This window comes from Nitrospirota bacterium (assembly GCA_016180645.1).
Lineage (GTDB): Bacteria > JACPQY01 > JACPQY01 > JACPQY01 > JACPQY01 > JACPAV01.
This window is the reverse complement of sequence record JACPAV010000003.1, coordinates 62814-89419: the sequence shown is the minus strand read 5'-3', so window position 1 is coordinate 89419 and position 26606 is coordinate 62814. Positions and strand designations below refer to the sequence as shown.

General features: G+C 60.9%; 27 protein-coding genes and 1 tRNA gene. 15 read left to right on the top strand and 13 right to left on the bottom strand.

What is annotated here, in order from left to right; genetic code table 11:
• Positions 1-3: 3 nt before the first annotated feature.
• Both HYT87_01990 and HYT87_01985 read right to left on the bottom strand, forming a co-directional pair.
• On the bottom strand, positions 4-726 hold the full coding sequence (locus HYT87_01990) for a sulfite exporter TauE/SafE family protein (protein ID MBI2058521.1): 723 nt from the start codon (positions 724-726) through the stop codon (positions 4-6).
• Positions 727-735: 9 nt separating this feature from the next.
• Positions 736-2055, bottom strand: coding sequence for an aspartate aminotransferase family protein (locus HYT87_01985; GenBank protein ID MBI2058520.1), 1320 nt, complete (start codon positions 2053-2055; stop codon positions 736-738).
• An 87-nt stretch (positions 2056-2142) separates the two neighbouring features.
• Between HYT87_01985 and HYT87_01980 the strand changes: the two genes are divergently transcribed.
• Positions 2143-3441 carry a DNA adenine methylase gene (locus HYT87_01980; protein MBI2058519.1) on the top strand — a complete coding sequence of 433 codons (1299 nt, stop codon included), beginning with the start codon at positions 2143-2145 and terminating at the stop codon, positions 3439-3441.
• Here the strand turns inward: HYT87_01980 and HYT87_01975 are convergent.
• From HYT87_01975 to HYT87_01965, 3 genes are read right to left on the bottom strand one after another with little or no spacing between them, the layout of a single operon-like run.
• Positions 3392-4432, bottom strand: coding sequence for a hypothetical protein (locus tag HYT87_01975; protein MBI2058518.1), 1041 nt, complete (start codon positions 4430-4432; stop codon positions 3392-3394). The two genes, HYT87_01980 and HYT87_01975, sit on opposite strands and share 50 nt — an antisense overlap.
• A gap of 38 nt (positions 4433-4470) precedes the next feature.
• Positions 4471-6222 (bottom strand): hypothetical protein, encoded by a 1752-nt coding sequence (locus HYT87_01970; protein MBI2058517.1) that lies wholly within the window; start codon positions 6220-6222, stop codon positions 4471-4473.
• 39 nt (positions 6223-6261) lie between these two features.
• Positions 6262-6423: a hypothetical protein gene (locus HYT87_01965; protein ID MBI2058516.1), complete on the bottom strand. Its 162-nt coding sequence runs from the start codon at positions 6421-6423 to the stop codon at positions 6262-6264.
• Positions 6424-6568: 145 nt separating this feature from the next.
• Between HYT87_01965 and HYT87_01960 the strand changes: the two genes are divergently transcribed.
• The 6 genes from HYT87_01960 (at position 6569) to HYT87_01935 (ending at position 13664) form a co-directional block, all read left to right on the top strand.
• Positions 6569-7195: an alpha/beta fold hydrolase gene (locus tag HYT87_01960; protein ID MBI2058515.1), complete on the top strand. Its 627-nt coding sequence runs from the start codon at positions 6569-6571 to the stop codon at positions 7193-7195.
• A 163-nt stretch (positions 7196-7358) separates the two neighbouring features.
• On the top strand, positions 7359-9470 hold the full coding sequence (locus tag HYT87_01955) for a sensor histidine kinase (GenBank protein ID MBI2058514.1): 2112 nt from the start codon (positions 7359-7361) through the stop codon (positions 9468-9470).
• A gap of 2 nt (positions 9471-9472) precedes the next feature.
• Complete coding sequence (locus HYT87_01950; protein MBI2058513.1) at positions 9473-10120, top strand: response regulator transcription factor; 648 nt, start codon at positions 9473-9475, stop codon at positions 10118-10120.
• 338 nt (positions 10121-10458) lie between these two features.
• Positions 10459-10596 carry a zf-TFIIB domain-containing protein gene (locus HYT87_01945; GenBank protein MBI2058512.1) on the top strand — a complete coding sequence of 46 codons (138 nt, stop codon included), beginning with the start codon at positions 10459-10461 and terminating at the stop codon, positions 10594-10596.
• 168 nt (positions 10597-10764) lie between these two features.
• Entirely contained in the window at positions 10765-12561 is a 1797-nt protein-coding gene (locus HYT87_01940) for a cation:proton antiporter (GenBank protein MBI2058511.1), read from the top strand.
• A 320-nt stretch (positions 12562-12881) separates the two neighbouring features.
• Positions 12882-13664: a YitT family protein gene (locus HYT87_01935; protein ID MBI2058510.1), complete on the top strand. Its 783-nt coding sequence runs from the start codon at positions 12882-12884 to the stop codon at positions 13662-13664.
• 264 nt (positions 13665-13928) lie between these two features.
• Here HYT87_01935 and HYT87_01930 read toward each other — a convergent pair whose 3' ends face one another.
• The 3 genes from HYT87_01930 to HYT87_01920 all read right to left on the bottom strand — a co-directional run bounded on the left by HYT87_01930 (position 13929) and on the right by HYT87_01920 (position 15815).
• A complete protein-coding gene (locus HYT87_01930) occupies positions 13929-14132 on the bottom strand; it encodes a hypothetical protein (protein ID MBI2058509.1) in 204 nt (67 codons plus the stop codon).
• A 210-nt stretch (positions 14133-14342) separates the two neighbouring features.
• On the bottom strand, positions 14343-15578 hold the full coding sequence (locus HYT87_01925; GenBank protein ID MBI2058508.1) for a cation:proton antiporter: 1236 nt from the start codon (positions 15576-15578) through the stop codon (positions 14343-14345).
• Between the two features lie 163 nt (positions 15579-15741).
• Positions 15742-15815 (bottom strand) — tRNA-Arg (locus HYT87_01920).
• Positions 15816-15896: 81 nt separating this feature from the next.
• On the opposite strand from HYT87_01920, the gene HYT87_01915 reads away from it, so the two are divergent.
• From HYT87_01915 to HYT87_01890, 6 genes are all read left to right on the top strand, one after another.
• Positions 15897-17039, top strand: coding sequence for an SUMF1/EgtB/PvdO family nonheme iron enzyme (locus HYT87_01915; GenBank protein ID MBI2058507.1), 1143 nt, complete (start codon positions 15897-15899; stop codon positions 17037-17039).
• A gap of 108 nt (positions 17040-17147) precedes the next feature.
• Positions 17148-17594 carry a CBS domain-containing protein gene (locus HYT87_01910; protein MBI2058506.1) on the top strand — a complete coding sequence of 149 codons (447 nt, stop codon included), beginning with the start codon at positions 17148-17150 and terminating at the stop codon, positions 17592-17594.
• Positions 17595-17640: 46 nt separating this feature from the next.
• Positions 17641-18786, top strand: a complete 1146-nt coding sequence (hemW, locus tag HYT87_01905) for a radical SAM family heme chaperone HemW (protein ID MBI2058505.1) — start codon at positions 17641-17643, stop codon at positions 18784-18786.
• Between the two features lie 141 nt (positions 18787-18927).
• On the top strand, positions 18928-20154 hold the full coding sequence (locus tag HYT87_01900; GenBank protein ID MBI2058504.1) for an MFS transporter: 1227 nt from the start codon (positions 18928-18930) through the stop codon (positions 20152-20154).
• Between the two features lie 18 nt (positions 20155-20172).
• Complete coding sequence (locus HYT87_01895) at positions 20173-20481, top strand: DUF59 domain-containing protein (GenBank protein MBI2058503.1); 309 nt, start codon at positions 20173-20175, stop codon at positions 20479-20481.
• Positions 20482-20494: 13 nt separating this feature from the next.
• A complete protein-coding gene (locus tag HYT87_01890; GenBank protein MBI2058502.1) occupies positions 20495-20854 on the top strand; it encodes a tetratricopeptide repeat protein in 360 nt (119 codons plus the stop codon).
• Positions 20855-21016: 162 nt separating this feature from the next.
• On the opposite strand, the gene HYT87_01885 is transcribed toward HYT87_01890, so the two are convergent.
• The gene (locus tag HYT87_01885; GenBank protein ID MBI2058501.1) at positions 21017-21544 is read right to left on the bottom strand and encodes a cob(I)yrinic acid a,c-diamide adenosyltransferase; all 528 of its coding nucleotides are present in this window, start codon (positions 21542-21544) and stop codon (positions 21017-21019) included.
• Between the two features lie 88 nt (positions 21545-21632).
• On the opposite strand from HYT87_01885, the gene HYT87_01880 reads away from it, so the two are divergent.
• Positions 21633-22139, top strand: coding sequence for a YeeE/YedE family protein (locus HYT87_01880; GenBank protein MBI2058500.1), 507 nt, complete (start codon positions 21633-21635; stop codon positions 22137-22139).
• 4 nt (positions 22140-22143) lie between these two features.
• A complete protein-coding gene (locus HYT87_01875; GenBank protein MBI2058499.1) occupies positions 22144-22590 on the top strand; it encodes a YeeE/YedE family protein in 447 nt (148 codons plus the stop codon).
• An 81-nt stretch (positions 22591-22671) separates the two neighbouring features.
• Here the strand turns inward: HYT87_01875 and HYT87_01870 are convergent, their stop codons facing one another.
• Genes HYT87_01870 through HYT87_01855 form a run of 4 tightly spaced genes read right to left on the bottom strand, consistent with a single transcriptional unit; the run spans position 22672 to position 26567 of the window.
• Entirely contained in the window at positions 22672-23541 is an 870-nt protein-coding gene (locus HYT87_01870; protein ID MBI2058498.1) for an ABC transporter ATP-binding protein, read from the bottom strand.
• A complete protein-coding gene (locus HYT87_01865; GenBank protein ID MBI2058497.1) occupies positions 23538-24524 on the bottom strand; it encodes an iron ABC transporter permease in 987 nt (328 codons plus the stop codon). Before HYT87_01865 ends, HYT87_01870 begins: the two co-directional genes overlap by 4 nt.
• A gap of 23 nt (positions 24525-24547) precedes the next feature.
• A complete protein-coding gene (locus tag HYT87_01860) occupies positions 24548-25396 on the bottom strand; it encodes an ABC transporter substrate-binding protein (GenBank protein MBI2058496.1) in 849 nt (282 codons plus the stop codon).
• Between the two features lie 4 nt (positions 25397-25400).
• Positions 25401-26567, bottom strand: a complete 1167-nt coding sequence (locus HYT87_01855) for a hypothetical protein (GenBank protein ID MBI2058495.1) — start codon at positions 26565-26567, stop codon at positions 25401-25403.
• Positions 26568-26606: the final 39 nt, after the last annotated feature.

Genomic DNA, 26606 nt, shown 5'->3' with positions numbered 1-26606 from the left:
GGATCATGCCAGCAGGAAAGCGCCGGTCAAGATCAGGACAACCTGGACCAGGATTCGGAAGACCACCTCGTTCACCCGCGAATGGAGCTGCTCGCCGGCCAGAATCCCGATCGCCAGCGCGGGCAGGAGCGACGCGGCAAGAAGGGCGGGTTCGCGTTGAAGGCGCGAGGTGGCGAGGTAGGAAAGGATCAGAATGGAGTTGAGAATGAGCCAGAGGGCGGAGAGCGTCGAACGGAAACGCGACTTGTCCAGAATGGCCCGGCTGGCAAAGTACACCACCAGGGGTCCACCGGTGGCGAATAGACCATGAAAAAAACCGCCGGCGGCGAGGAGTCCCGCGCGAGCTGCAAAAGGGAGTTCCTTGGAGGTGACCTTTTCCCGGCGGAGTCGAAGGAGTTCCATGGCGGCCACCGCGACGACGAAGAGGCCGAGGGCCGTCTTGAGGTGGTGCTGCGGGAATTTCGCGAACCCGAAAATTCCCAAGGGGAAACCGATTCCGCAGAGCGGGAGAACCTGGTAAAGGAGAAACTTCCATTCCACGTGGCGGAAGCCACGCGCTACGAGCCAGAGACTCTGGAGCCATCCCACGAGGACCAGGGCGACAACGAGCGAATCCAGAGGAAGAAAAAACGCCCCGGCCGACAGCGCGATGATCGTCGCGCCGAAACCGGTGATCGTTTCGACGGCGTGGGCAACCGCAACAATGCCGAGGACGGGAATGCTCAAGGTACCGGATCAGTCTCCCGGTTTCAGGAGCTGGTTCAGGAAATCCAGCACCATTTCTCTCGCCGGGCCTTTGTCGGACAGCGACGTCACCATTCCGTATAATGCAGCCTGGCCTGTGACGGGCGTATCTCCCGCAGCTTTCACGGTTTGCACGCAGGCCTTCAGATCGGAGAGAAAAGGTTCGACGATGGTTTCATGGGCCGGAGTGACCATCATGTGGAGGCTTGGCGGCAATTGCTGCCGATCCAGCCTCCAGCCGCGTTTTTCCATTTCTTCCCCGAGCTGATACACATTCAGGCGATCTGAATTGAACGCAAACACGCTCATGTCGGGCCGGCCGAGCAATTTCAATTCAGGAATTTCACGGATCCCGTTCATCAATCGATGGGCGGTCACCATGATTGTCTTGGCGAGGCGGAGATAGCCCTCTTCCCCCAGGTAATTCATTACGGCCCATGCCGCGGCAATCGCACCGCCCGGACGCGTGCCGGTCATGCTGGGGGACGCATAAATCCCGCCGGGCCAATCCATGTGAACGAAGAACTGGTGTCGTCGCAAAGCTTCGTCGCGGTAGATGATCGTGGAGGCGCCTTTCGCGGCGTAGCCGTACTTGTGGATGTCCGCGGAGATCGACGTGACGCCGGGCACGCTCAGATCGAAATCGGGGATGGCGTATCCCAGTTTTTTCACCCACGGGAGCAGGAAACCGCCGAGGCAGGCGTCCACGTGAAAGCTGATGTTGGTTTCCTGTGCGATGGCGGCGAGTTCCCGAATCGGATCGACCACGCCGTGAGGATAGCCTGGAGCGGAACCCACCATGAGGACCGTATTCCCGTTGACCGCCTTGCGGGCGGCGTCAACATCGGCGCGGAGATCATCGCGAAGGGGGATGTAGACGGGCTTCACGTTGAAATAGTGGGCAGCCTTTTGGAACGCGGGATGCGCGGTGATGGGGAGGATCATTTCAGGCTGAGTCACATTCCGCTCGGCCCGTGCGCGTTCCCGCGCCGCCTTCACCGTCATGAGGAGGCTCTCGGTGCCACCGGAGGTCATCGTGCCTGCGGCGTTGGGTCCGCCGCCCAGCATCGAAGCGGTCATGGCCACGACCTCGGCTTCGAACCGGCGCAGGCTCGGGAACGCGATCGGACTGAGCCCGTTTTCGGACATGAACATGGCGTGAGCTTCCTTGATGACGTCCAGAACATCCTGCCCCGCGAAGAAAACCAGGCTCCACGTTCGCCCGTCTCTCCAGTTGGCATCCTGGGCTCCCATCTCCTTCATGGTGGTGAGAACGCGCTCGCGGGACATTCCACCGGCTGGGAATTTCATCCGCGCATCTTACAGATCGGCCGGATGCGCGGCAAACGCTTGCGGGCCTCCGGTAGTTCCCGGTTGACAGACGTGCCGGGCCGAACTATGCACGTGGGAATCATCATGGATGGGCGCGGCGCGGCGCGAATGACGGTGTACGATCCGACGCGGCACGCGGCGGCGCGGACGGACGACTACGTTTTCAATCAGCTCATCCCTTATATCGGAAGCAAGCGGAAGCTCCTGGATCTCATTCAAGAGGCGGTGGGTTATGTTCCGGTTCGTCACGGTGAAACCTTCCTTGATCTTTTCGCCGGAAGCGGTGTCGTATCCCGATTCGCCAAGCAGCTCGGGTTCCGGGTGATCGCGAACGATTGGGAGCCGTACACAAAGCCCATCAACACGACTTACGTGGCCTGCAATCAAGTGCCAAAGTTCAAACGGCTCAGAGGTTATGCGGCAGCACTGGAAGAACTGAACTCGCTCCGCCCGAAAAAGGGATGGGTTACGGGGCATCTGTGCCCCAGGTCGGATGAAAAGTACGATGTCTCAGCCGACCGCATGTTCTATATGAGGAAAAACGGGGTTCGGATCGACGCGATCCGGTCCGCGATCCAGGAATGGCGGGAGACCGGGCTTATCAACGAGACAGAAGAAGCGTGTCTGCTCGCGCCGCTGCTGTACCAGGCGTGCTATCGAAGCAATACGAGCGGGGTGTTCAAGGGATTTCACAAGGGGTGGGGAGGTCAGACCCAAACGGCGCTCTATCGGATCGCCACGGACCTGCGGCTCACTCCCGCGGTGTTCCACGACAATGGGTTCGAGAACGCCGCGACGTGCCAGGATTCCGAGTCACTTGCCAAGGAGATCAAGAACGAGGTCGCGGTGGCCTATCTCGATCCGCCTTACAACCAACATCCGTACGGGAGCAACTACCATGTCCTGAACTCCATCGCCCTGTGGGACAAGCCCAGCGTTCCGAACCGGATCACACGGGGCACGAAATCGGCCATTCGGACCGACTGGCGGACAAAACGGCGGAGCGCCTACAATTATCGAGGTGAGACGGTCGCGGCGTATCGAAATTTGGTGCACTCGCTAAAAGCTCACACGATCTTGACGAGCTACAGTACGGACGGCCTGATCCCTTTGGAAGAGATTCTGCGGGCGAATGCAGAACGGGGCCGCGTGGATGTGGTGCTCCGCGGCTACAAGCGATACCGCGTCAGCTCTCAGCGATTCTCGCGGAAACCGATGAATGTCGAATACATCGTCGTGCTGGACACACGCCGCCGCTGCCGGACCTCCGCGGACGAACTGGCTGGTCGGGTTCGACGGGAGGAGAGGCAACTACTCAGGAACCACCCGGAGTTGAGAGATAGCGCCGCGTCCACGGCTTATTGAGGAACAGGTAGTTCCGGAGTCCGTCTGAAAAGAGGCCCGACTGTTCGCGCCACGTGGGCGGGTGACGCCCCGATTGCCGCGCGAGGGCATCCAGGACCTCTCCGGCGGGAGCGACCCACGCATCAGGATGCCGGGAGAGCCAGTCGATCAAATCCCGCGCGAAGGGCCGCAAGACGTAATTTCCCGATGGCATCTTTTCGGTGAAACTTGAGAAATGGGTGCACAGGATGGCCACGCCTTTCTCGCGAGCTAGCTTTTCAAATTGGACCTCCGAGAAAAGCTCGGGCAATCGGGACGGCGCGTAGCCGTTTGTACATGCGAACCAAGCGGGACCTTCTGCGCTACCCGTCGGGCGGGCGGGCATCCCCGGCATCCGAGCGAAGGTGTTGAGGCCCCAGACTCCCCATCCTTTCGCGTAAAGAATGTAGCGTCTGAACGAATCGTCCCAGCGATAAGGGGAATTCGTCCGGCTCCCTTCCGATGCCCGTCCGACGGTCCAATTTACCATCATGGAGAAGGGGAAGCTCCAGAGGTCTCCCGTGGAGTACGGGGTTTCGAGGTTGTAGTGATGGGGCGTGAAGATCCGGGGAGCATGGCCAAACCAGGCCAGGTGGTTCTCAAACGAATCCTTCATCATCTCGCGCGGGTCGTCGCCGGATGACGCGCTGTGGGAGGCGATCTCGAAACCGCGCAGGTTGAGTTGCCGGAGGTACTCTCTCCACGCCTCATCTTCGAGTGACACGCCGTGGCCCGGCGTGCGGGCTTCATCGAACGGACCGTCCTGGGTGTGATCGAAGCGGGGGCGGTGCGTCCACACGGCGAGGGTGGGGCGGAATCCGGCTGCGATGAACGCATCGTACACGGGGCGGACCGCCGCGAGGGAAGCCTTGTCGCTTTCGTCGATGAACGCGAGGGCGAAGGATTTGCCTTCGGGGAGTGGGATTGGCCTTGCGGGAGACTCGCCGCATCCGGCCAGGGTGCAGAGGACCACGAGGGATGCAGCCTCAAGCCAACGATGCGCGGAGGAGATCACTTTCCGAGGAAGAAGCGCGGCGGGTCGAATTGCCGGAGGAGCCGAAGCGCGTCCCGCCTCGGCGGGGGCAGTCGGCGAAGGCGGGGGGCGACGCGGATTTTCCATCCGCACGCGGCTTGAACATCCGCCACTTCCACGCCGGGTTGTAGCGCGGTCAGTACGAAGGACCGTCCGCGGCGCTCGAACACGCCCAGCTGCGTGACGAGGCACACGACGCGCGCGCCCGGACAGGTGATGTAGGGGACCCGCTCCACAAAGCGTTGTTTGGACTGTTCGGCCACCACGATGACGGCGGAGGAGAGGGAAGCGACGTCGTTGGCTCCGCCGGAGCCCAAGAAAAACGGTTTGTCGCCGGGGATCAGGGAACTGTTCAGATTGCCGAAACGGTCCACTTGGGCGGCCCCGAGGACGCCGAGGCTCCGAAGTTTTGGATGGGGGAGACACATGCCCAGAACCGTGAGGATGTCCGTGTTCAGCATGGCTGTGGCGAAGTTCCGGGAATGGAAAATGAAAGGATCGCCCTCGACGGGCACGAACCCGTATGTCCCGATTTCGACCATGAGCTTGAAGGAAGGCCGGCGCACCGAACGGTATCCGACGAAGGCGGCAAGGTGAGAGGCGCCCACTCCGGCGAGAACGCATTGATGACCATGCTGCCGGGCACGCTCCTTGATGATCCGGCTGGCCGCAAGAATCATCTTCTCCTGCGGCGTGGGCGTTTCGGAAACGGCGGCCATGGCGCGGAGACCGGTCTTCCATGTTTCGGGAAGCGTCTTCCGATGGAGTGCCGCCAATCGACGACGTCCCAAACGGCGTGCGTACTCGGCGGGGGTGCGCGCCGAGAGAATCCAGCGATTGATCCACGCATCGTAGGCTGCATCCTCCCGGCAGGCGCGGCGCACATCGAGAACAAAATCGGGGTCTTCGCCGTAGCTTTCCACCTCGCGGACGCCGGGAGAGATCATCGGGGCGGGATGGGCGCCGAAGGGCGCCTCGCAGACGGCGAGGACGAGGTCCGGTGGGAGCATGGTCAGGTGGGTGTAGCGGTCCATCTGCTTCGGCGAGATGATTTTTTCCACCGTGGCAATCACTCCCTGTTTGGCTGCCAGCGCGCCGTAGACGTGCACGCCGTAGGGAACGGGAAGGACCACCCTTCCATATCGATCACCCACGACTCCATGGATGAAAGACAAGTCCGGTTCGAGGGCTGAGGCCAATCCGACCTCGCCCCCGCCGAAGGGGTTGCGGAGCCGGGCGTAGGATTTCGGCGCGCCTTGTTCGAGGCTGCTTCCCATGACGGAGTGCATCGGGAGGAAGGGAATGCGAAGGGCGCCGGCCCAAAGCCGGAGGACCGTGGTGAGCATCGTCCAGTGTTCAAAGATGAGCGAGCCCTCACGGTAGGCTTTTGTGTAGACCGGATTGGGAGCGGGGTAGGGCATGCCGTCGCCGTTGAAAGAGCTGATGAGTTTGCGGATGAGTCCATTTCGGACCCACGGGGCCAGATTTACGGAAGTGGCGGACGTGACGATGACAGTGAAGCCCGGCTTCCGGCCTTTGAACCGTCGGAAGATTTCATGGCAGGCGGCGTGGGGAAACGGATAACCGCCGAGGTACATCTGGATCGAAGGACGGACGAAACGACGAGTGGCCTCCGAGAGAGGGAGGACTCGCGGGGATGGATCTCGCGCACCCATCACGGCGCGGTGATGGGGGGCGGTGGAAGTTTCCCCAAGGCCATCCTCCCGCACGATGCGCGAGGACGCCCTGGGGAAGAAATTGCGGTCGACTTACCCTTTCTTGACGAGCTTGTGAGCCTTCACGTAAGCCCACAGCTTCTTGTTCATTTCAGCGGGGGTCACCGGTTTCGCGCCGAAAACGGCCTCGATGCTTTTCGATTGGCCGCCGAAATTAATCGTCATGCCACCGAAAGGTAGTCTCTTGCCTGCCATTCTGTCCTCCTATTTTTGGACTGATTCATCACTCCCACCACTCATGTTTTTTGTGGGACGACTTTAATACAGGATGCGCAAAAGGCAAGCAAAATCTTCTTGCGCTTCCAGGCCGGCGGGGGGAGGATCGGGTCGTCGAGACCCCATGATCAAGAGGAAGCTGTTCATCAAGAGCGCGGGAAAACTGGAAGCCCTGATCGAGGCTCATCCGGGGAGCCCTGCCGAGGCGGTGATCGTGTGTCACCCACACCCACAGTATGGCGGCGACATGAACCACGGCGTCGTCATGGCTGCGTATGACTGGGCCAAAGAGGCCAAGTGCCTTGGGGTCCGGTTCAACTTCAGAGGGGTCGGGCAAAGCGAGGGGACATTCGACAACGGGGATGGAGAGCAAGCGGACCTGGCGGCCGTGGTGGACTATGTGCGCCGCGAATATCGCGTCAAGCGGGTGACGGTGGTGGGCTATTCCTTCGGCGCATGGGTGGCGTTTCGGTTTGCGCGGGTTGGGGGACGGGCGGAATCGCTGATCCTGATCTCGCCCCCCGTCTCGATCATCTCGCCTTGGGATCCCCCGCCGGCACCGATGAACGTGGGGATTGTCTACGGGTCTGAAGACGCTTTTTGTCTTCGAGACATCGTGGACGGATTGGCCGCCTCACTCGGCGCGAGGGTTCACGTGGTAGGCGGCGCGGATCATTTCTGGTCGGGCCGGGAGGGAGACATTCCGGCTGCTCTGGACGAGCTCCTTCCGCGGTTCCGGGCAGCTCAGTGAGGCCGGTTTCCGCCGGGTAGCGAATCGGGGCCTTGCAAGGGTGCTCGATTCACCGGTAGGATTCGCCCACGGCTACGCCGAGCTGTCGCTCCCATTTGGGGGTCGGGGAGCTCATTTCCTTTCGCGGTCTCGACTTCGTGAGTGGCTCGACAGTCAGGCGGCTTTGTTCGAGAAGGTTAAGAAAAGCGGCGATCTCGGAGTCGTTGTCGAGCGGGAGGGAAGGTCTTATCGAGCGGTCCTCCACCCCTCCCAGCCGGGGGGCGGTCATCGTTTCGGGTCGAGCTACAACATACGACTCCTCATCGTACTTGCATTTTTTCTCACCGGACTTCTCGTCTACCTTCGCGGAGCTTCGGAACTCACGCGGAAAGTGTTCATGGAATTTGCCGGGGCAGGCGCACTCATGGCGCTGACGTGGTGGCCGGCCTACTCGGAGAACGCCATTCCTGAGACTCGGCTCTTTGCGGCCATATTTGCCACCGGCAACTTTGCGGCGGGCCTGACGATTGTCGAGTTGATTCGCTTCCTCAGCATCTTCCCCTCCCCCCGTATTCCCTTGCGAAGGCTTCCCGTTCTTACGTGGGCTCTCAGGGCGTACATCATTCTGGCGACGGCCGTATTGTTCCGTTGGGATTCGCCGCTCCTCTTCTGGGCGCTTTGGACCGTGGGCCTGCCCTTGGTCGTCATCCTCCTGTTCGATACGTATCTCCGAGCGCCCTTGGCGGTGAACCGAACCCGCATGGAGTGGATTTTCATCGGCCTTGCGGCCAGCCTGACGCTCGCCGTGTTTCTCCACGTCCCGAGAGTTGTCCTGCGTGAAGCATCGCTCCTCGATGAGGAGTGGAATCTCCTTGTCCTGCTGCCGATTCCCATCGCAATGGGATTGGCGGTGGAGTCCTGGAGAATTGTCCGGGTGAATCGATTGCTGGAATCCAGCATCGCTATCATCACCGGTCTGCTTGTCTTGGCCGTCATTTATGGCGCGCTTTTTCTCATCCTTTCCCACACGCACGTGCCGGTCGGCCTGTATCGCCGGTCCGTCATGATGTCCGGCCTCGCCGCCAGCGGCATTGTGGTCTCTCTGCTCTACCTTCAACGCGAGAAGCTGCTCATCGTGGCCCGTCGCCTGTTGCGTGGAGAGGAGAGTCCCCGCCCGCAGGCGGTCGAGATGGAACAGACGCGGTTGTTCGATGCGACGGAACCCGATGCGGTTGTCGTTCAATTGCGAGGGGCTCTGGATCGACTGTTCCAGCCGGCGTGGCTGGTGGCGTGGATTCGCCGGCCCAGTGGGGCGCCGCGAAGATACGGGTTCGGCGATGAGGATGGTCGCGCCGAGGCCGAGGCGACTCTTTCGAAACATCATTTGACACTGGAAGCCCGGCTCAAGATTCAGAGACGCGCGATGCTTCTGGCTGAGGTGCACGACCTTGATGGAGTGAGCCCTTCGCTTCTCGATGCCGCGTTCGCGCCCATGCTCGACCGCAATGGCCAAGTTCTGGGCGTGGTGGGTATCGGACCCCGAGTGGACTGTCGGTTATACGACCGGGAATCGCTGGACAGTCTCACCCGACTGGTGGGGAAAGCGGGTCTGTTGATCGAACTTCTCATCGAACGGTCGGAGTACGATGCGGCCATCGAAGGGGAGCAGCGGAGTCGAGAACGACTCGGCCGGGAGATCCACGACACGGTCGGCTCGGAATTGACCAACATTATCCTTCTCGCCCAGTCGTTCAAGAACACAGGCGCCGGAGTGCCGAGCCGGGTTCCGAATGTGGAGCAGTTGTTCGGGCTGATCGAAAAACGGGCCCGGTCAGGCCTGGAGGAAGTTCGAACGGTCAGTTGGTCCCTTCGGTCCCAGGAGACGGATCAGGATTTTCTGGATTGGCTCAAGCGATATGCCGCCGACAGCCTCACTCCGTTGGGAATCGAACTTGAATTCAAGAATCCGCCCGACGCCGCCGGAACCCGCGATTCCAGCGCGCTTCGCCCCGAACTACGCTTGCACCTGTCGCGAATTTTCCAGGAAGCGCTGTCCAACGTCATTCGACATGCCGCCGCCAAACGCGTGATCGTCCATTGGAGTCGAGAGGATGGCCGCCTCCGACTGGCGATCCAGGACGACGGCGTGGGATTCGATCCGGAAAGGTTGAATGGATCCCTGTCCACGGGTTTGGAAAACATGCTCCACCGCGCGAGGACCGTTGGCGGTGTCCTGCAGATTGCTTCTGAACCAAGGACCGGGACCCGGGTTGAAGTGGTCGTGGGAAGGGCGTGACCGTGTCCGAGGCCGGCCGAGTCATGATCGTGGAGGATCAGAAGCTCACGAGGCTGATGCTCGCCTTGTTCATCGATCAACAAACCGAGTATGCGGTTGCCGGGTCAGCGTCGACTGCGGAGGAAGCCATGGCGCTCCTGCCCCGAGTTAAGCCGGATGTGGTGCTGATGGACCTGGGCCTGCCCGGAATGAACGGCATCGAGGCGATACGCAAAATCAAGAGCGAGTCGCCCAATGTCGAAGTCATTGTTCTGACGATTTTCGACCGTGACGAGGCCGTGTTCGAGTCCCTGAAGGCGGGCGCGAGCGGATACCTATTGAAAGACTCGACTCCGGAAGACATCGTCGCCGCCCTCGATACCCTGACGAAGCATGACGGAGCCCCGATGTCTCCCGTCATTGCCAAACGCGTATTGGAGGAGTTCCGAAGAAACACCGCCACCGGGACACCCACCACGCTCCTCACGCGAAGGGAAAGGGAAATCTTGGAACTTCTCGCCCGTGGGTCCGCCTACAAGCAGATCGCCGACACGCTCAAAATCTCCTTCGGAACCGTACAGAGCCACATCAAGAACCTTTACCAGAAACTTCAGGTTAACTCGAAAACGGAAGCCGTGAGCAGAGCGATGGGCAGACCTATTCGCGAATAGCGCCGCGAGCGCAGACCCACACCCCCCCCCGTGGGAGAGGGCATTCCGTCTCCCATTCCATGGTAGTTCATCGGCTCCCATGCGCGTGATTTCATGGGATTGTGTGACCGAACGAGCCGCCTATAGCATGCGCCCATGTCTTCACGCGCGTGGCTTTCCGAGGCTCCCCTGGGCGGAGTCATTCTTGGATTGGTGACCCTCGCGTGGGTGGTCTGGGGTTTTCGTGAACTCGTCCGGCGATTCTGATGGGCCGCTCCCGCCGCCCGCAAAAGCCCCGTCGGTCGCGGCTCGTAAAGCCACTGCCCAAAACCGCCTCATGCCCAAAGTGCGGAATCGGTTTGGATGAGAAGACCTATGAAAACATCCCGCTCATGAAATGCCCCGACTGCAAGGGCGTGTGGTTCGAAGGGGACGCTCTGAAGCAACTCCTCCAAATCGCACTTCGCCCGCAAACCAACCTGTTCTTCAACATCTGATTCGCATCAAGATCAACCGACGGTGGAACAGGTGACAGCTTCAGCAGTGCAACCCGCACGGATCCAGGTCACATTTGGACAGGCGGTCCGCATTGTCTCCCTGCGCAGCGGGTATCAACGGCAGCCTCCAGTGGGAAACTCTTGAGCTTTCCGCCTCTCCACTATCTGTTGAGCAGTGCCGGGGGTCCGGCGCCGCTTGTGCAGGATATTGGGTTTTGCCTCATCCTGTCGGGGATTCTTTGCGTTCTGTTCACTCGCCTGAAGATACCCACGATCGCTGCCTTCCTGGTGGCCGGCGTCCTCGTAGGGCCGGAAGTCGGCGGGTTCGTCACCGACAAGGGCAATATCGAAACTATCGCCAGCTTGGGCCTGACCCTCCTGCTTCTTGTCATTGGGCTGGAAATGGACGTCAAGAAACTGCTCGAGAGCGGCAAGACGCTCATCCTCTCGGGCCTCCTTCAATTCCCGTTGTGCGTTGCCTTTGGATACGCGGTAACTCTGGCCCTAAGGTCCACCGGTTGGTCAATGGTTTCCGGCACCTATGTGCCGATCTACGTCGGGTTCACGGTGGCGGCGTCCTCAACCCTTCTTGTGGTCAAACTGCTTCAGGAGAAATATCAGATGGACACGGTGGTGGGCCGCGTCGGACTCGGCATCCTGATTTTCCAAGATATTTGGTCCATCGTTGTACTGGCGGTACAGCCCAATTTCCAGAACCCGGAGATGGGAACGGTCGGTCTAACATTTCTGGGCATCGGCATCGTCCTGCTGACGTCCATCCTCCTGGCCAAATACGTCCTGCCTACGGCCTTCAAGTGGATCGCGAAGACGCCCGAGCTCATGCTGGTGGTGGCGACAGGCTGGTGCTTTGGATTGGGTGCGTTCGGCGCCAATCTGGAGCACATTCTGGCACTGATCGGAATTCATCTGCACCTTTCGGTCACCATGGAAATGGGCGCGCTTATCGCCGGAGCGACGATCGCCGGCCTCCCTTATGCTCACGAAGTGGTCACAAAAGTGGCCGTCGTGCGCGACTTTTTCGTGACTCTTTTCTTTGTCGGCCTGGGGATGGGCATTCCCCGACCCGAGAGCATCGACATCCTTATTTGGGCCGCGATCCTTGGAGCCATTTGCGTTCTCGCCCGATACGTCGTGTTCTTCCCACTCATGTACTTCACGGGCCTGGACCGCCGAAACGCTTTCGTCGGAGCGACCAAGCTCGCTCAGATCTCGGAATTCTGTTTGGTCATCGCATATCTGGGGCTCGGCTTCGATCACCTTGAGAGCAGGATGGTCAGCGCCGTCATCTTCGGATTCGTGATTACAGCGCTCGGTACGCCCGCGCTTTTCGTCGTGGCCGATACGCTGCACGACCGTTTGGGATCACTGCTTTCTCTTCTCGGTTTCAAGATACCGCCCGTTATCCACGCATCGGCCTCTGAAGAGGAATCCCCCGAGGTGGTCCTGCTCGGTTTCCACCGCGTCGCTTCGTCCCTATTGCACGAAATCAAGCGAACACGCCCTGAAATGCTGAAAAGAATGTTGGTGATCGACTTTAACGTGGCCCTGCATGCCAAGATTTCCGCCACGGGGGCCCGTGTGAAATACGGCGATATCTCCAACACGGAATCGCTGCATCACCTGGGTATCGATCAGGCGCAGGTGATCATCTGCACCATTCAAGACGATGTCTTGAAAGGCACCTCAAACACCCAGCTCGCCAGGAATCTCCGCCATCTCAACCCCACGGCCATGATCATCGTGAACGCCGTGACTCTGGATTCCGTACCGTCGATGTACCGGGCGGGAGCGAATTACGTCTACCTCGCCCGGATTGAGACGGCCACGGCATTGGTGCCGGCCATCGAAGCCGGATTGGGGGGCCAAGAATCGCTCGAAAGCTACAAACGTGGTCAGGAGGCGGCGCGGGGCGTGATCTCCTCCCGCGAAGAAGCGCTTCCCTGAAGGCGCTTCGGCGCCCGCATCCAGGACGCACATCCTCACCTTTCACCTCGTCCGGTCCCTGCATTGAAGATGCGCTGGTGTTGTTCCGGGCAGGTTCGTGAGAAAGTGCGGATTCGCAGACGGGGACGCGGACACTGAAGGGCCCGCTACAAAGCGAAAAGCGTGCAGCCGAGCCTTCAGGCTCGGCATGATTGACGTGGAGAAGAAGATTTGATTGCGTGGTCGGCGTGAAAATCGGGAATCTGGATCGTTATTGGAGACGTAGCCTGCGCGAACTGCTGAACGGTTCAGTCATCGGGCTGGGGGTCCTCTCGGCCGGTATGGGGCTGAATGGGTTTCTGCGGTCAAGCAATTTTATCGACGGAGGCGTGACGGGCGTCTCCATGTTGGTCTCGAAAATTACGCCGCTACCCCTGTCGTTCTGGCTGCCGGTGGTCAACCTGCCCTTCATTGCCGTGGGGTACCGATACATCGGGCGGGCCTTCGCCGTGCGAAGCGTTGTTGCCATCGCGGGCCTCGCCGCAGCCGTCGCCTTGATTCCCTACCCTGATGTCACCCCGGATAAGCTGCTGACCGCGGTATTCGGCGGCTTTTTCCTCGGCGCGGGCATCGGGCTTGCGGTGAGGGGAGGGGCGGTCCTTGACGGCACGGAGATTGCCGCTCTTTTGATCAGCCGGCGTATTCACGCGCTGAGAGTGGGCGACCTCATCCTGGGCTTCAATGTCGTGCTGTTTCTCGTGGCCATGTCGGTCCTTGGGGTGGAAGCGGCGCTCTATTCCATCCTCACGTACATGGCTGCCGCCAAAACCCTCGATTTCGTCCTCTACGGCTTGGAGGAGTTCACGGCGGTCACCATTGTCTCCCGGCAGAGCGATGCGATTCGGCAAACCATCACCGGCGAGATGGGCCGCGGTGTCACGGCGTTTCAAGGGTATGGAGGAATGCATCGGGAGGGCCGGGACATTCTGCTGTGCGTCGTGACTCGATTGGAGGTCGGAAGGGTGAAGGAAATCGTTCGATCGCTGGACGAGAAGGCCTTCGTGACCTGTCACGCGTTGTCGGACGCCGAGGGAGGCGTCATCAAGAAGACCCGCTTGCGATAGGGATCGCGAGATCGGCCGGTCTGTCTCGCGTTTCGAGCGGAATAGGCACCGCCCATGCGTGGGGGCAACCGCATGCCGGCAGAACAAGGCGGCGGAATTCAGAGGGCTGTTTTCGTCGCCGGAAAAAGAGTGAAGGAAAGAACCGTCAGCTTTGAGGGGTCGGTTTCTTCCGGGTGACGTAGACCGCGTACAGGGCAAGTCCGACTCCAAAGAGCAGGGCCCCCGTAAAGGCTGCGAAAAGAACCAGACTCGCCGTGTCCATACTCAATTGCTACCACCATCGATCTTGCTCGTCAACCACAGCGCAAGCACGAGAAGCACAACCCCGATACCTACCCCGTACAGGTCGACGGCCTTCCGCGAACCGTCCACGACCGCGTCAGCAACCCCCCCGATGACGGCCGCCAGTCCAATCTGGGTCGCAATCTCCGCACCCTTCTCCAAGACCCGTCCGCTCCCCTTCCTCATGTCCGCACACCTACCACGTCTTCGCGGGGCCTACAAACCAGGAGGCGCCGCGCAGGCAGACTTATCGGTGGGCCTGATGCCGGCTCTCTTCGAGTTCCCTATTTTGGAGTTTCGGTCCAGAGGAAACCGCGTGGATCGTTCTCGCCGAAACCGGTCGCCCGGTCATCCGCATAGGGAGATCGGAACGTCCGGCTCCCGATGGATTCGGCGCTATCCCTCCTCCGGGGGTTCGGGTGGCTGGAGGTCCCGCCGCGCCTTCACGGCTTCCGCATCCGCCGCGAGGCGGGCCGTCACCTGGGGGGTCAGGAGATGGCGGGGCAGAAATACCGCGCCTGCGACCAGCGTCGGCACCACGGCTGAGCCGATGACGACCGCTACAAGGTGTGAGTATTGATCCTGTGTCACGATGCCGTGCGTGAGACCGAACAGCGCCGAGATCGTGCCGAAGGTCAGACCGGTGGACATCAGCAGCGTGTAGTACCAGCGCTCCTTGGGGTTTCGCCTGAAGAGGCCGACGATCGGGACGAGGCCGAATATTTTCGTGGCGATTTTTCCGCCGAAAAGGGCGAGGAAAACCAGCGGTGCCGCGATAAGGGCCGGGACCGAAACAAGCGACCCTGCGCGCAGGAAGTAGAACGGGCTGAGGAAGCCGATGGTGAGCGTGCGCAGCCTCCTGATGAACTGATGATCGGCGGAGAGATCTTTCGAAAGCAGCATCCCCGCGATGTAGGCGGGGAGAACGGCCTCGCTGCCCGCCCAGAGGGCGAGCGCGCCGAGGCTAAAGAGGATGAACAGGACCCATTTGGTGCGGAACGCCGCGGTCCGGTTTGCGTAGTGATTGATGAGGTGCGGGGTGACGAGAGGAAGCAGAATGAAAGCCGCGACGGAGCCGAGGACGAACACGCCGGTCTTCCATGTAAAGGGAGCAAACATTAGCCCCAGAGCGACCACCGTTCCGAGATCCGTCACGAAGCAGGCGCCGAGAATGCCTTTTCCGAATTCCGTTCGATTGAAGCCGGTCTCCAGCATGACGGCGTACACGACCGCCATCGAGGTGGTTGAGAGCGCGATGCCCGCGAGCCAGCTTGAATGGGGCGACCATCCGAGGACAAACCGTGCGATGGCTGCGCAGCCGAGAAACGGGGCCGCGAAGCTCACGAGGCCGACCAGCGACACTTCTTTCCACTTCGTGCGCATGGTGCCCGGATCGAGTTCGGCGCCCGCGAGAAACGTCAGGACCACCGCGCCGGTTCCGGCCAGGAAGGTCAGCCAGGGGAGTTTGGCGCCCAGGGCGTCGGGACCGAAAAAGTGGGTCGCCCCGGCCCCGGCGGCGATGCCGATGACAATTTCCATGAGGGCGTTCGAAATGCGGAGACGGGTCCCCAGAAACGTGGCCACGAGGGCGAGGCCGATCCAGACGGCGGCGATCGCGTAGGTGTTTTCCATTCGTCAACCTCCTCCAACAAAAAATCCGACTCGCTTCGGGGTTGATTGCCCTCGTTGGGCGTTGAACGGCTCCCACGGATCTTCAGCCCCGTAGGAGTCATTGGCCACGGGCGGACCGTGGCGGTTTCGGCGGACTCCACTGCCTCAAAGCTAGTGTCGGAAGTGCGCCTGGAGGGATTTGAACCCCCAGCCTACGGCTCCGTAGGCCGTCGCTCTATCCAGTTGAGCTACAGGCGCGGTGAAGGGGAGGTTATCACGATCATGAAGTGAGGGGAAGACGGGTCCGTTGCGTTTGACATAGAATCATCAACGGATAAGATGCTGGAATCCGGCATGGAGATGCTCAAGGGGAGCGAATGTGTTTTGAACCGAGAATCTTCGGAAGACCCGCCCGAACCCGTTCACCGGCCTCCTATGGTCTCCGGATTCCGCATCCAACACATCACGCTCGTCGCTGTTCTTGGCGGCTTGTGCGCAGGGTCCTGCTCGGATGACGCATCGTCGGATCGAGTATCCGGTGGGCCGGCGCCTGCCGAAGAGGTCGGAACCGAGGACGGAAACACCATCGAGCCAGCCGCCTCCACTGGTACGACGTCGCTTTTTTCCTGCAACAACCAGCCCTTCGAATGCTGCGTGAAGGAAGCCTACGACTGCATGATCGCCGTCCCCGCCGGAACGTTCGTCCAAGGATCGAAGACGGGAGAAGGGAATCCCGAAGAGACTCCTCGCCGACTTGTCACGCTCTCCGCGTACTACACTGAAAAATACGAAGTGACCAACGCGAATTTCAAGGGGTGCGTTGCGGCAGGGGCCTGCACGGCGCCCTTGATTGAGAAGTCGAATACGCGAGATTCGTACTACGGGAATTCTGCCTACGATGACTTCCCCATGATCTATGTGACTCGGGATCATGCCGCCGCGTACTGCACGTGGAAAAGTCGCCGACTCCCAACGGAGGCGGAGTGGGAAAAGGCGGCGCGGGGTCCGGCGGATGGAAGCCTCGTCGGGCTGGCCGGCGGCCAATGCAGCGTCGCCGATTCTGCCGGCACCGGGAATGTTGCCAACTGCAACCTGCGCCCCTACCCCTGGGGTGGGGCGATGTCCACCAGCGCCCCCTTTGCCTCGGGAGCCGACTGCACGAAACTGAATTTTCATGATGGCAAGGATTACTGTGTGGGCGATACATCGCTGGTCGGTTCCTACCCGGCCGGCGCGTCCCCTTACGGAATCTTGGACATGGCTGGAAACGTCTTCGAGTGGGTGAGCGACCGGTACGATTCAGCCTACTACGGTTCGGCGCCGGCGACCGATCCCACGGGGCCGGCCACGGGCGCCTTCGGTGTCTACAAAGGCGGAGCATGGGACACCGGCTCCGACTACGCGCGATCCTCAGACCGCGTGGACAAGAGTCCCGCGGGAATGTTCAGAAACCTGGGTTTCCGTTGCGCCAGGACGCCGTGATCGTTTGATCGGCTTTCCCGAGTCCCTGCGACTGTTCAATTTTGTTGACCCTGGCGATCATCCTTAGTAGAACAAGGGTGAGCGTAAACAATCGAAAAGGGGGTTGAGATGGGGACCAAAATTGGCGAAGTGTTGAGGAAGCGGGCCATCATTCACGTGTCGCCTTCACAAACGGCCCAAGATGCGGCAAAGACGATGGCGGCCTCGAAAGTCGGGGCGGCGGCGGTGCTGGAGGGCGATCGGCTCGTAGGCATCGTAACCGAACGCGACATCATGAACAAAGTTGTGGCTGAAGGGCGCGAGCCCAACAAGACGCCGGTCGAATCGATCATGACACGCAACCTCCTCCTCGCCGATGCCGATGAGGACTACGACGTCTGTCTCAGCCGGATGCGCCAGGCGGGCATTCGCCACCTGCCCCTTGTGAAGGGTGACCATCTCATCGGCATCGTCTCCATCCGGGACATCACATTTTTCGAGATGGAGAAGAAGGACGAGGAAATCCGCCTGATGAATCAGTACATCCACTACGTGCCGGGAGGGATGCCGGAGTAGTCCCTCCTCGATTGCAAGAGCCGTTCCGTATCTGCATTGTATCCTCATGACTGACCGGGAGTTTGGTGTCTACGTTCATATCCCTTACTGTAAGTCCAGGTGTCCCTACTGCCATTTCAACACATACCTGCGGCCGGACCTGCCGGAGGCGCGTTACTCCGAGGCCATTCTGAGGGAAGCCGCCCATCGCCTTGCGGGAGGAACTTCCGAGGGGCGTGGGTTGGCCTCAATCTACTTCGGCGGCGGCACCCCCTCGCTATTTTCGCAGCGCGCCATCGAGCGCATGATCCGGGGTCTGTGGGACCTGAACGCCACCGTGTCGGAGCCGGAGATCACCATCGAAATGTATCCGGAAGCCGAATCCATCGCCAAGCTGGACGATCTTCAGGCCGCCGGCGTGAATCGTTTCTCGTTCGGCATGCAATCGATGTACGAGAATGATCGGAAGAGATTGTGGCGGACGCGCTCGCTTGATCCGTGGACCCTCGCGGAGGGAGCGAAACGAGCCGGTGTTCGCAACCTCTCTATGGACTTTATCTACGGGCGGCCCGGACAGACACCCCATGCGTGGACCGAGGAGCTCAAGGAGATCGTCGGCCTCGGGCTGCCGCACCTCTCGCTCTACCTCCTGACTCCGGAGGACGACACGCCGCTGATTTCTCTCCTCGCTTCGGGCCGGTTGGCCCTCCCGGAAGATGGGGAATCCGCGGAAATGGCGCAACGTGCCTGGGACGTGTTGACCTCGAACGGGTATCGTCAATATGAGATCTCCAATTTCGCGAGACCCGGCTTCGAGTGCCGGCATAACCTCCTCTATTGGACGCCGGGGCGGGAGTACCTCGGACTCGGCGCGGGTGCGCATTCGCTCTGGGGCGGCCGGCGATGTGAGAATACGGCATTACCGGAGGAGTACTTGAATCAGGTGGAACGGAACGGCCTCAGCATCGCGCAGGGAAGAGTCATCGATCGAGAGGATAAGATGCAGGAATTCTTCTACTTGGGCCTGCGGCGCGATTTCGGAGTGTCGATCCGGGAGTTCCATGAGCGGTTCGAAACAGATCCCAGGCATGCTTTTCCCGGACTTTTCCAAAGAGGGGAGTCGAATGGTTGGCTCGCGCAGAGAGACGACAGCCTCACCCTGACTCCGCACGGACGCCTGTTTTCCGACGCCCTCTTCCGGGAGCTGTTCTGAACGTTTGACTCCCTGGGCATATGGCCGAATGAAACTTTCGTGCAAGATGTCCGCAGGCTTAAGCCTGCGCCTACCTCGGATTCGACTCTTGGGTAGCCGCGTGGCTTCAGCCCGCGTCATTCTTTGGATGGCCTCAGATCCATGAACCCCTTCGTCCTCCTCTGCTCCGTCGCCTTCTTCGCGTTCATGAGCTACGAGTGGTCGCGCACCCCCATGACTCCGCTCCTGGCGAAGGACTTGGGATCAGGGCCGGAGACGATCGGTCTGATTATGGCGGCGTCGACCGCCGTGGGGATTTTCGTGAAGCTGCCCTCCGGAGTGATCTCGGATGTGGTCGGGCGGCGGTGGGTGGTCCTCGCCGGCATTTGTTTCTTCGCCTTCACGCCGTTCTTCTATTTCGTGGCCGATTCTCCGGAATCGCTCCTCGTGCTCCGCACCCTTCACGGATTCTCCACCGCGGTGTACGGTCCCACGGCGATGGCGGTGGTCGCAGGCCTCTTCAAGGATCGGCGTGCCGAGGGCATCGGGTGGTACACCGCCTGCGTTCAAACGGGGAAATCCATCGGGCCCGCCCTTGGAGGCGTCGCGCTAAGCCAGTACGGATTTACATCCGCGTACCTGCTCTGCGGAATATCGGGACTTGTGGCCTTTGCCCTGGCCGTGCTGTTCGTTCGCGCTTCGGGTCCTTCGGCGAACGGTGCGGAGAGGGCCATGCAGCCTTCGCCGAAGCTGCCCATCGGAACGGAGATCCGGAGGCGATTTGGGTCAGGACTCAGGGAAATCGTTTTCAATCGCCAGGTCATGATGATCTGCTCCGCGCAGTCCGTGCAGCTTTTTGCGCTGGGCGCACTCCAAGCATTTGTCCCACTCTATGCGGCCTCGCTGGGACACCCGCCGGCGGCGATCGGCCTGTTTTTCGGCGTCCAATCGCTTGCATCGCTTGTCTCCCGCCCGCTCATGGGCAGGCTTTCCGATCGTTCAAGCCGTGTTCTGATGATCGTGGCCGGCCTGGGGCTCTCTGCCGGAGCTTTCTACGCCTTGCCGTTCGCCTCGCGATTGATCCCTCTCTATGCACTGGCGCTGATCTACGGTGTGGGGGAAGCCATTACGCACACGTCCACCTCGGCGCAGGTGGCCGACTTGTGCAAAGCCTACGCCCTCGGATCGGCGATGGGACTGTTCGGTTCGGTCACGGACGTGGGGCACGCCTCCGGTCAGTTTTTCACCGGCGTGCTCGTGGCGAGGCTGGGCTTCACCGGCGCCTATCACTCGGTTGCGGGCCTGCTCGTCGTTACCGGACTGGGTGTGCTCTGGGTATTCCGGTCTTCGTTGAGAGGGCGGGGGCAAATTGATAGAATGCCATCCTAATCAGGCAGGGAGGTAACCATGCCGACGAAAGAAGAAGTGATGGAATCGCTGAAAGGCGTTTACGATCCGGAGATCCCCGTGAACATCGTGGATCTCGGTCTCATTTACGATGTCGCGTTGATCGGGGAAGGCTCCGAAGTCAACGTCAAGATGACCATGACTACGCAGGGGTGCCCGGCCGCGCAGATGCTCCCGGGCATGGTGCAGGATACGGCCATGAACGTTCCCGGCGTCACAAAGGTCAACGTGGACGTGGTTTGGGAACCCCAGTGGCATCCTTCGATGATCACTCCGGAAGGCAAAAAAAGGTTGGGAATCGAAGAGTAGTCGGGGCATCGTCTTGGCCGATCGCGATCAGCTCTACATGGAGGGTATGGAGCACCTCTTGGAGGACCGGTTCGCTCATGCGGTGGCCGCCTTCGAGGCCTCACTGCGGATTCAGCCGGGTGATCCCGAGGTCTTGGAAGGACTGACACAGGCGCTCATCCGTTTGGATCGGCTCGACGATGCGCTCGAAGCGGCGAAGAAATGGGCCGAGGCCACCCCGGATGCCGTCCTTCCGCACACCAATCTATCCATCATCTATCAGAAGAAGGGCATGACGAAGGAAGCCGAACACGAGGGCGCACTCGCTCGCACCAAAAGCTGGACCCAGGAAATCCGGGAGGAGAAAGTGCGTTCGGCTCAAACGAAAACCTGAAGCTAGTACCGTGTTGAGTAAGTCCCGCAAGATTCCCTGTACGGGCTTCCGGCGTCAACACGGTACATACGCCCCGCCTTTATTCGGAATTCCGGCATGGGAGCGGGGCTACCGTGCGGCGCGTGAGTGAGGGATCTCTTGCAGGACATGTTCAACGCCGCACTAGAATTCAATCCCGCGTTGGGCCTTGATGCCGCGCTGGTTGTGGTGGCGCACGGCCTGCATGTCCGTCACGAGATCGGCGTGGTCGATGACTTCGGGCTTCGCGTTCTTCCCGGTCAGGAAGAGGTGCAGCGCCCTTGGCTTGGCGCGCATGAGATTGATGACGTCGCTGATTTCGAGGTGGCCGGCGTCGATGGCGTTGTTGATGGCGTCCAGGATGATCATGTCGAATTCACGGCTGTGGATCTTCTCCTTGGCAAATTCCCAGGCCTGCTTGGCCCGGAGATCCTCGCGGTCCTGCGGTGATCCCAGCGCCACGGATGGATCGGGTGGGGCATAGAAACTGAAGTTGCCGATTTTTTCAGCGATCTTGTGTTCCCCGCTGCGCCCGATGTGTTTCACGAACTCGACGACGAGGACTTTCATGTCGTGTCCCAGCGCGCGGAGGGCGCAGCCGAGGGCCGCCGTGGTCTTCCCTTTGCCGTTCCCCGAATAGACGGCGATGATCCCATGCGCCTTGTCAGGCATCGGCGTACTGTACTGTTTTCCCGTTCACATCACAACGAAAGGGAATGACCATCTGGTATTTTACTCCCTCCACTGACACAATGGCGACATGCTGATTCTTCACGGCGTTCAACCGCTCCATTGGGCGGTGGCGGGCGCGCTGATTGGGTTGATCACGCTGGGGCTGCTCTTCGTGAGCAATCGCAGCCTTGGGATTTCCACGGGCTTCGAGAATTTGTGCGCCTTGGGGAGCCGACTGCCTTTCTTCCAGAAACCGGACTTGAAGGGGGCGGGGAACTGGCGATTACCGTTTCTCGTCGGCTTGGTGTTGGCCGGAGTGCTTTCGAGCAATCTAAGCGGGACGTGGGATCCGTTGTGGGCACTGGGGATGTTCGACACCTTCATCGGATCGAGCCACGCGGCCAAGATCGCCTGGATGTTCGTGGGGGGTCTGTTCATCGGCTTTGGAACGCGATTGGCGGGCGGCTGCACGAGCGGGCACGGCATCTTCGGGATTTCGAATTTTGAAATCGGGAGCATTGTGTCCACGGTGAGTTTCATGGCGGCGGGCGCCGTGGTGACGAACCTGATCTACCGGTTGCTTCTTGGAGCGTAGACGGATGGTTTTAGTGTATCTCGTCCTCGGCGTTGCGTTCGGGCTCGTGCTGAGTCGGAGTGGGGCGGCGGATTACGACTACATCCAGAACATGTTTCTCTTCAGGAGCTTTCAGCTTTACGGAATCATCGGGACGGCGGTGATCGTGACCGCACCGGGATTGTGGCTTCTCAAGCGATACGGAAAGACCGTCCGCGGAGAACCGCTGGGCATCAAGCCGAAGCCGAGGCATCGCGGCAATCTCGTCGGGGGAATTCTTTTCGGAATAGGCTGGTCCATCACCGGCATGTGCCCCGGTCCGATCTTTGTGAACATGGGCGAGGGAAAAGTCTACGCGATCGCGGCTCTGGCCGGCGCTCTAGTGGGAACGTACCTCCTGGGCGCCGCGTATCCCAAACTTCGCGCTCCGCTCGGCCTGCCTCCGATTGAGGAAGGGACCGGGAAGGGGTAGGAGCTCCTAGCGGCATGGCAGGGTAGCCGCAGGCTTCAGCCTGCGACTGGGCGCGCGGCCTAAAGGCCGCGGCTACCAAAGTCATGAGCGGGGAGCGAGGAAGAAATGGGGGGAGTGGGTCAGGGGATGTTCGCCCCGGATCACGTCCACCTCGAAAACTTCCTTCAGCGTAGCCGGGGTGAGAGTTGAATCCACCGGACCATCGCCGACCACGCGGCCGCCGTGGAGCAAGATGACCCGCGGGCAGTACTCGGCGATCAGGTTGACGTCGTGGGATACGATGACCAGCGTCATGCCGCGAGTCTCACGGAGTTCCATGATTTTATCCAACAGACGCACCCGGTATCGCAGGTCCAGGCTCTCGGTCGGCTCATCAAGGAGCAGGACCGGGGCCTGTTGAGCCAGCGCGCGCGCGAGCAGAACGCGGCCCTTCTCGCCGGCGCTAAGGTCGGGGAAGGGCTTGCGCCGAAGGTTTCCAAGGTCCGTCCGCTCGAGAACTTTGTCAACGATGGAGTAGTCCTCCTCCGTTTCCCAACCGAGGCCGTTGCGATAGGGCGCGCGGCCGGTTAGGACGATCTCTTCCACGGTGTAGGGAAACATCACGGAGAATTCCTGCGGCATGACGGCGATGGTCTGAGCCAGAGCCCGGGGCCTCCAGTGGTGAAGATCGCGGCCGCCGACGATGATTCGACCGGCGAGAGGACGGAGCACCCCGGAGATCAATCGGAGCAATGTGGTCTTGCCGGTTCCATTTGGACCGACGATCCCAACCGTCTCGGAGGGCCGGATGGAAAGGGTGATCTCATCGAGTAGCGGCGTGGAGAAGGATCGTCCCGGCCGCGAGTGGGAGTAGCGCAAGTGATCCAGGACGATCTCCGGGGGTGGGGGCGTCCCACCACCCATCTGAGAATTGACATTCGAGGTTTGAGATTTCAGAGGTGGTGGGATCATGGGAGAATTCGTCGTCCCTTGCGGAGGAGGAGAAGGAAGAAGGGGCCGCCCGCGAGAGCCGTCAATGCGCCCACGGGCAGTTCGGTGGGCGAAAGAACCGTCCGCGCGAGTGTGTCCGCGCATACCAGAACCCCTGCGCCCAGAAGGGCCGAGGCGGGAACGAGCAGGCGGTTGTCGGGTCCGAACAAGAATCGCGCGGCGTGGGGAACGATCAATCCGACGAACCCGATGAGGCCGTTGAACGACACGGCGAGCGTGGTGAGCAGCGCGGAAGCGAAGAGGACGATGACCTTGCACCGCTCCGTCCGCACCCCCAACTGTCGCGCGGATTCCTCGCCCTGGGCGAGGAGGTCCAATGCCCGCGCCTGCGAAAAAAGGAGCCCGAACCCCACGATCAGCCCGAGCGAAAGAAATGCCAACGGGGCCCATCCCGCGGGCCGGATGTTCCCCAGCAGCCAGTAGACCACCGATTGGATCTGATGGGGCTGAAGGAAAATCATCACGAGGGTCATCGCGGCGCCGAGAATGGAATTGAGGACCACTCCGGCCAGAAGCAGAGTCTGCGGATCGAGTCGATGGTGCCGGGTGGCGAGCACGAAGACGAGCACAGTGGCGGCCAGAGCGCCCGCGAAGGCGAAGCCCGTTGACGCTCCCACCCCGATTTCAATTCCGATCACCGCGCCGAGGGCCGCGCCGCTGGATACCCCCAGGAGGTATGGATCGGCGAGTGGATTCCGAAGGAGCGACTGGAGCGAGGCCCCCACGGAGGCGAGCGACGCCCCGACGATGATCGCCATGACGACGCGCGGCAGTCGGAGCTGACGGATGATCAGGTCCCTCGCGGAATTGCCGGCCGGGTCCGGGAAGAGAAGAGACCGTAGAATGTCGGCCGGACCTATTTCCACGGTGCCGACCGTGACGGCCGCCGCAGCCGCGAGGACGAGGACTCCTCCCATCACGAGCACGACGCGAAACAATTTCATCCTGAGATTCAAAGAGGGCGGCATCACCACTTCTCCTCCGGGTGAAGAACCTTGGCCAGCTCCTCGATGCCTTCCACCAGGCGCGGCCCGTAGTGGCCGATGAGGTTGTTCTTCACAGCCACCACGCGGCCCGTGCGCGCCGCGGAAAGCACACTCCAGCCGGGGCGCGATTTCGCGATGGCCAGATCCTGCGGCTCGGGCACGATGATCACGTCGGGGTTCTTCTGAATAACGAACTCGTCCGAGACGGAGGACCCGCTTTTCTCCATGTGAGCGGCCACATTCACCCCGCCGGCACTCCGGATGATTTCATTCTGGAGACTTCTCCGGCCTGCGACCATGAGCGGCTCCCACCACAATACGGACAGAACCGTGGTTGCGCGTTTGCCGGCGAGTTTGTTCTCCAACTGTTTCAATCTCTCCTTCATGCCCTGCACCACCTTGCGGGCCTCGACCGTCCGCCCGACGGCCGTGCCGATGTCTACGATGAGGTTGAACAAATCGTCGAGACTCCCGACCCGGGTGGAATCCGTCAGCTTGACCCGGAGGCCGATTTCCCGGGCGCGCTTCAGACCCTGGGCCTGTGAAGTGTCGGCCAGGATGAGATCGGGGCGGAGCTCCGCGATCATCTCCAGATTGGGGATAAGCCCGCCGACGCGCGGGAAGGGTCCGCTGCCGGCGGGCACCATGCAATAGTCGCTGATCCCGACGACCCGGTCGCCCGCTCCGAGGTCGAACATGAGTTCTGTGATTGATGGAAGAAGCGACACGATCCTTCGGGGGGGGGTCGGGGCGGATTGCTCCGCGGCCTCGGATCGGGCGGGCCCCATCCACGAGAGGAGAAGGCCGACGACGACGGCAAAGCACCTCAAGCGATCATTCCTCCGATACGATTGCGATGGCGGCCGGGGGAATGCTTGTGGGAAACCGATCCCCAATGGTGGCGCGGGTTTTCGTGTCCACAACCACCACCCCGGGGTTCGCGGGATCGCGGTCCAGGATCAAGAGGTGGCCTCGGCTGTCCAATTCGAACGACTGAAGGGCGGAGGCCGTCGAGCTGCCCGTGTATATGGCCGCGCCCAAGGATCCTGTCGCGGCGTCGAATTCCAGAAGGGACGGTTTGAACGTTGCAGGGTAGGCGGAATCGGTAACGGCGAGATAACCTCGGCCGGACTCCGTGACGGCCAAATCCTCTCCCGGTCTTCCGGAAAGCGCGGCACCGCCGATGATCGTGCGAACGGCATGCGTCTTTACATTCACCGCCACGACGCCGGCTTCCGCCGCCGGATTCTGAGCGAGGTAGTCGCCCGCCCCGGCGATGAAGACCTCATCTTTGTAGAGGGCATTTCCACTCGCGTTCTTGAGTCCGAGGTCGATGGTATCGATTTCGGGAGTGGCAGGATCCGCATCGATCAGGGCATCCGACGCCGGATCGATGACGGCCAGGAGGCTGTTCCCCGTCTCCGAAAAAGCACTGTCGAGATTCTGAAGGATCACGTAGACCCGGTCGTCCACCTTGATCATCTGGTGCGGTCGGGGCGTGGACGTTTTGTTGAGACCGGACACCCCCTTGAGGGAAATCGTACCCAGCTCATCTCCGGTGGTCGGATTCACGATCAGGATGTCATCGTAGGGTGGCTCGAACCGCGTGACGTAAGCCTTCGTCGCGCTGAGCTCAAGGATATCATGCGGATTGGCCCCTTTGCCGATGGAGTATTGACCGGCGGTGAGATAATTGTTGTTCGGGTCGAGCAACTGAATGTTGTCGGCTCCGAAACGATTGATCACGTAGACCCTCGACCCGAAAACGCGGACCGTAGGATCGCTGGAGACCAGTTCGAGCTTGTCGCTCAGGCTCCAAAGGGCGGGGTCGGGACCGAGGCTCAGCGAGGCCACGGTTCCGCTTCCGCCGAAATCCGTTGTGACGATGACCGCGCCCTTCGAGGGGGCGAGGCCGCCGGTTTTCTCCTTCTCCGCGCATCCGATGCCCAGCAGGAATGCGGTAAATAGGATTAAGCCAAGACGGGATGTGAGTTTTCTCATGTTTGATTCTCCTTTCGTAGCATATGAATCTTTACGGTT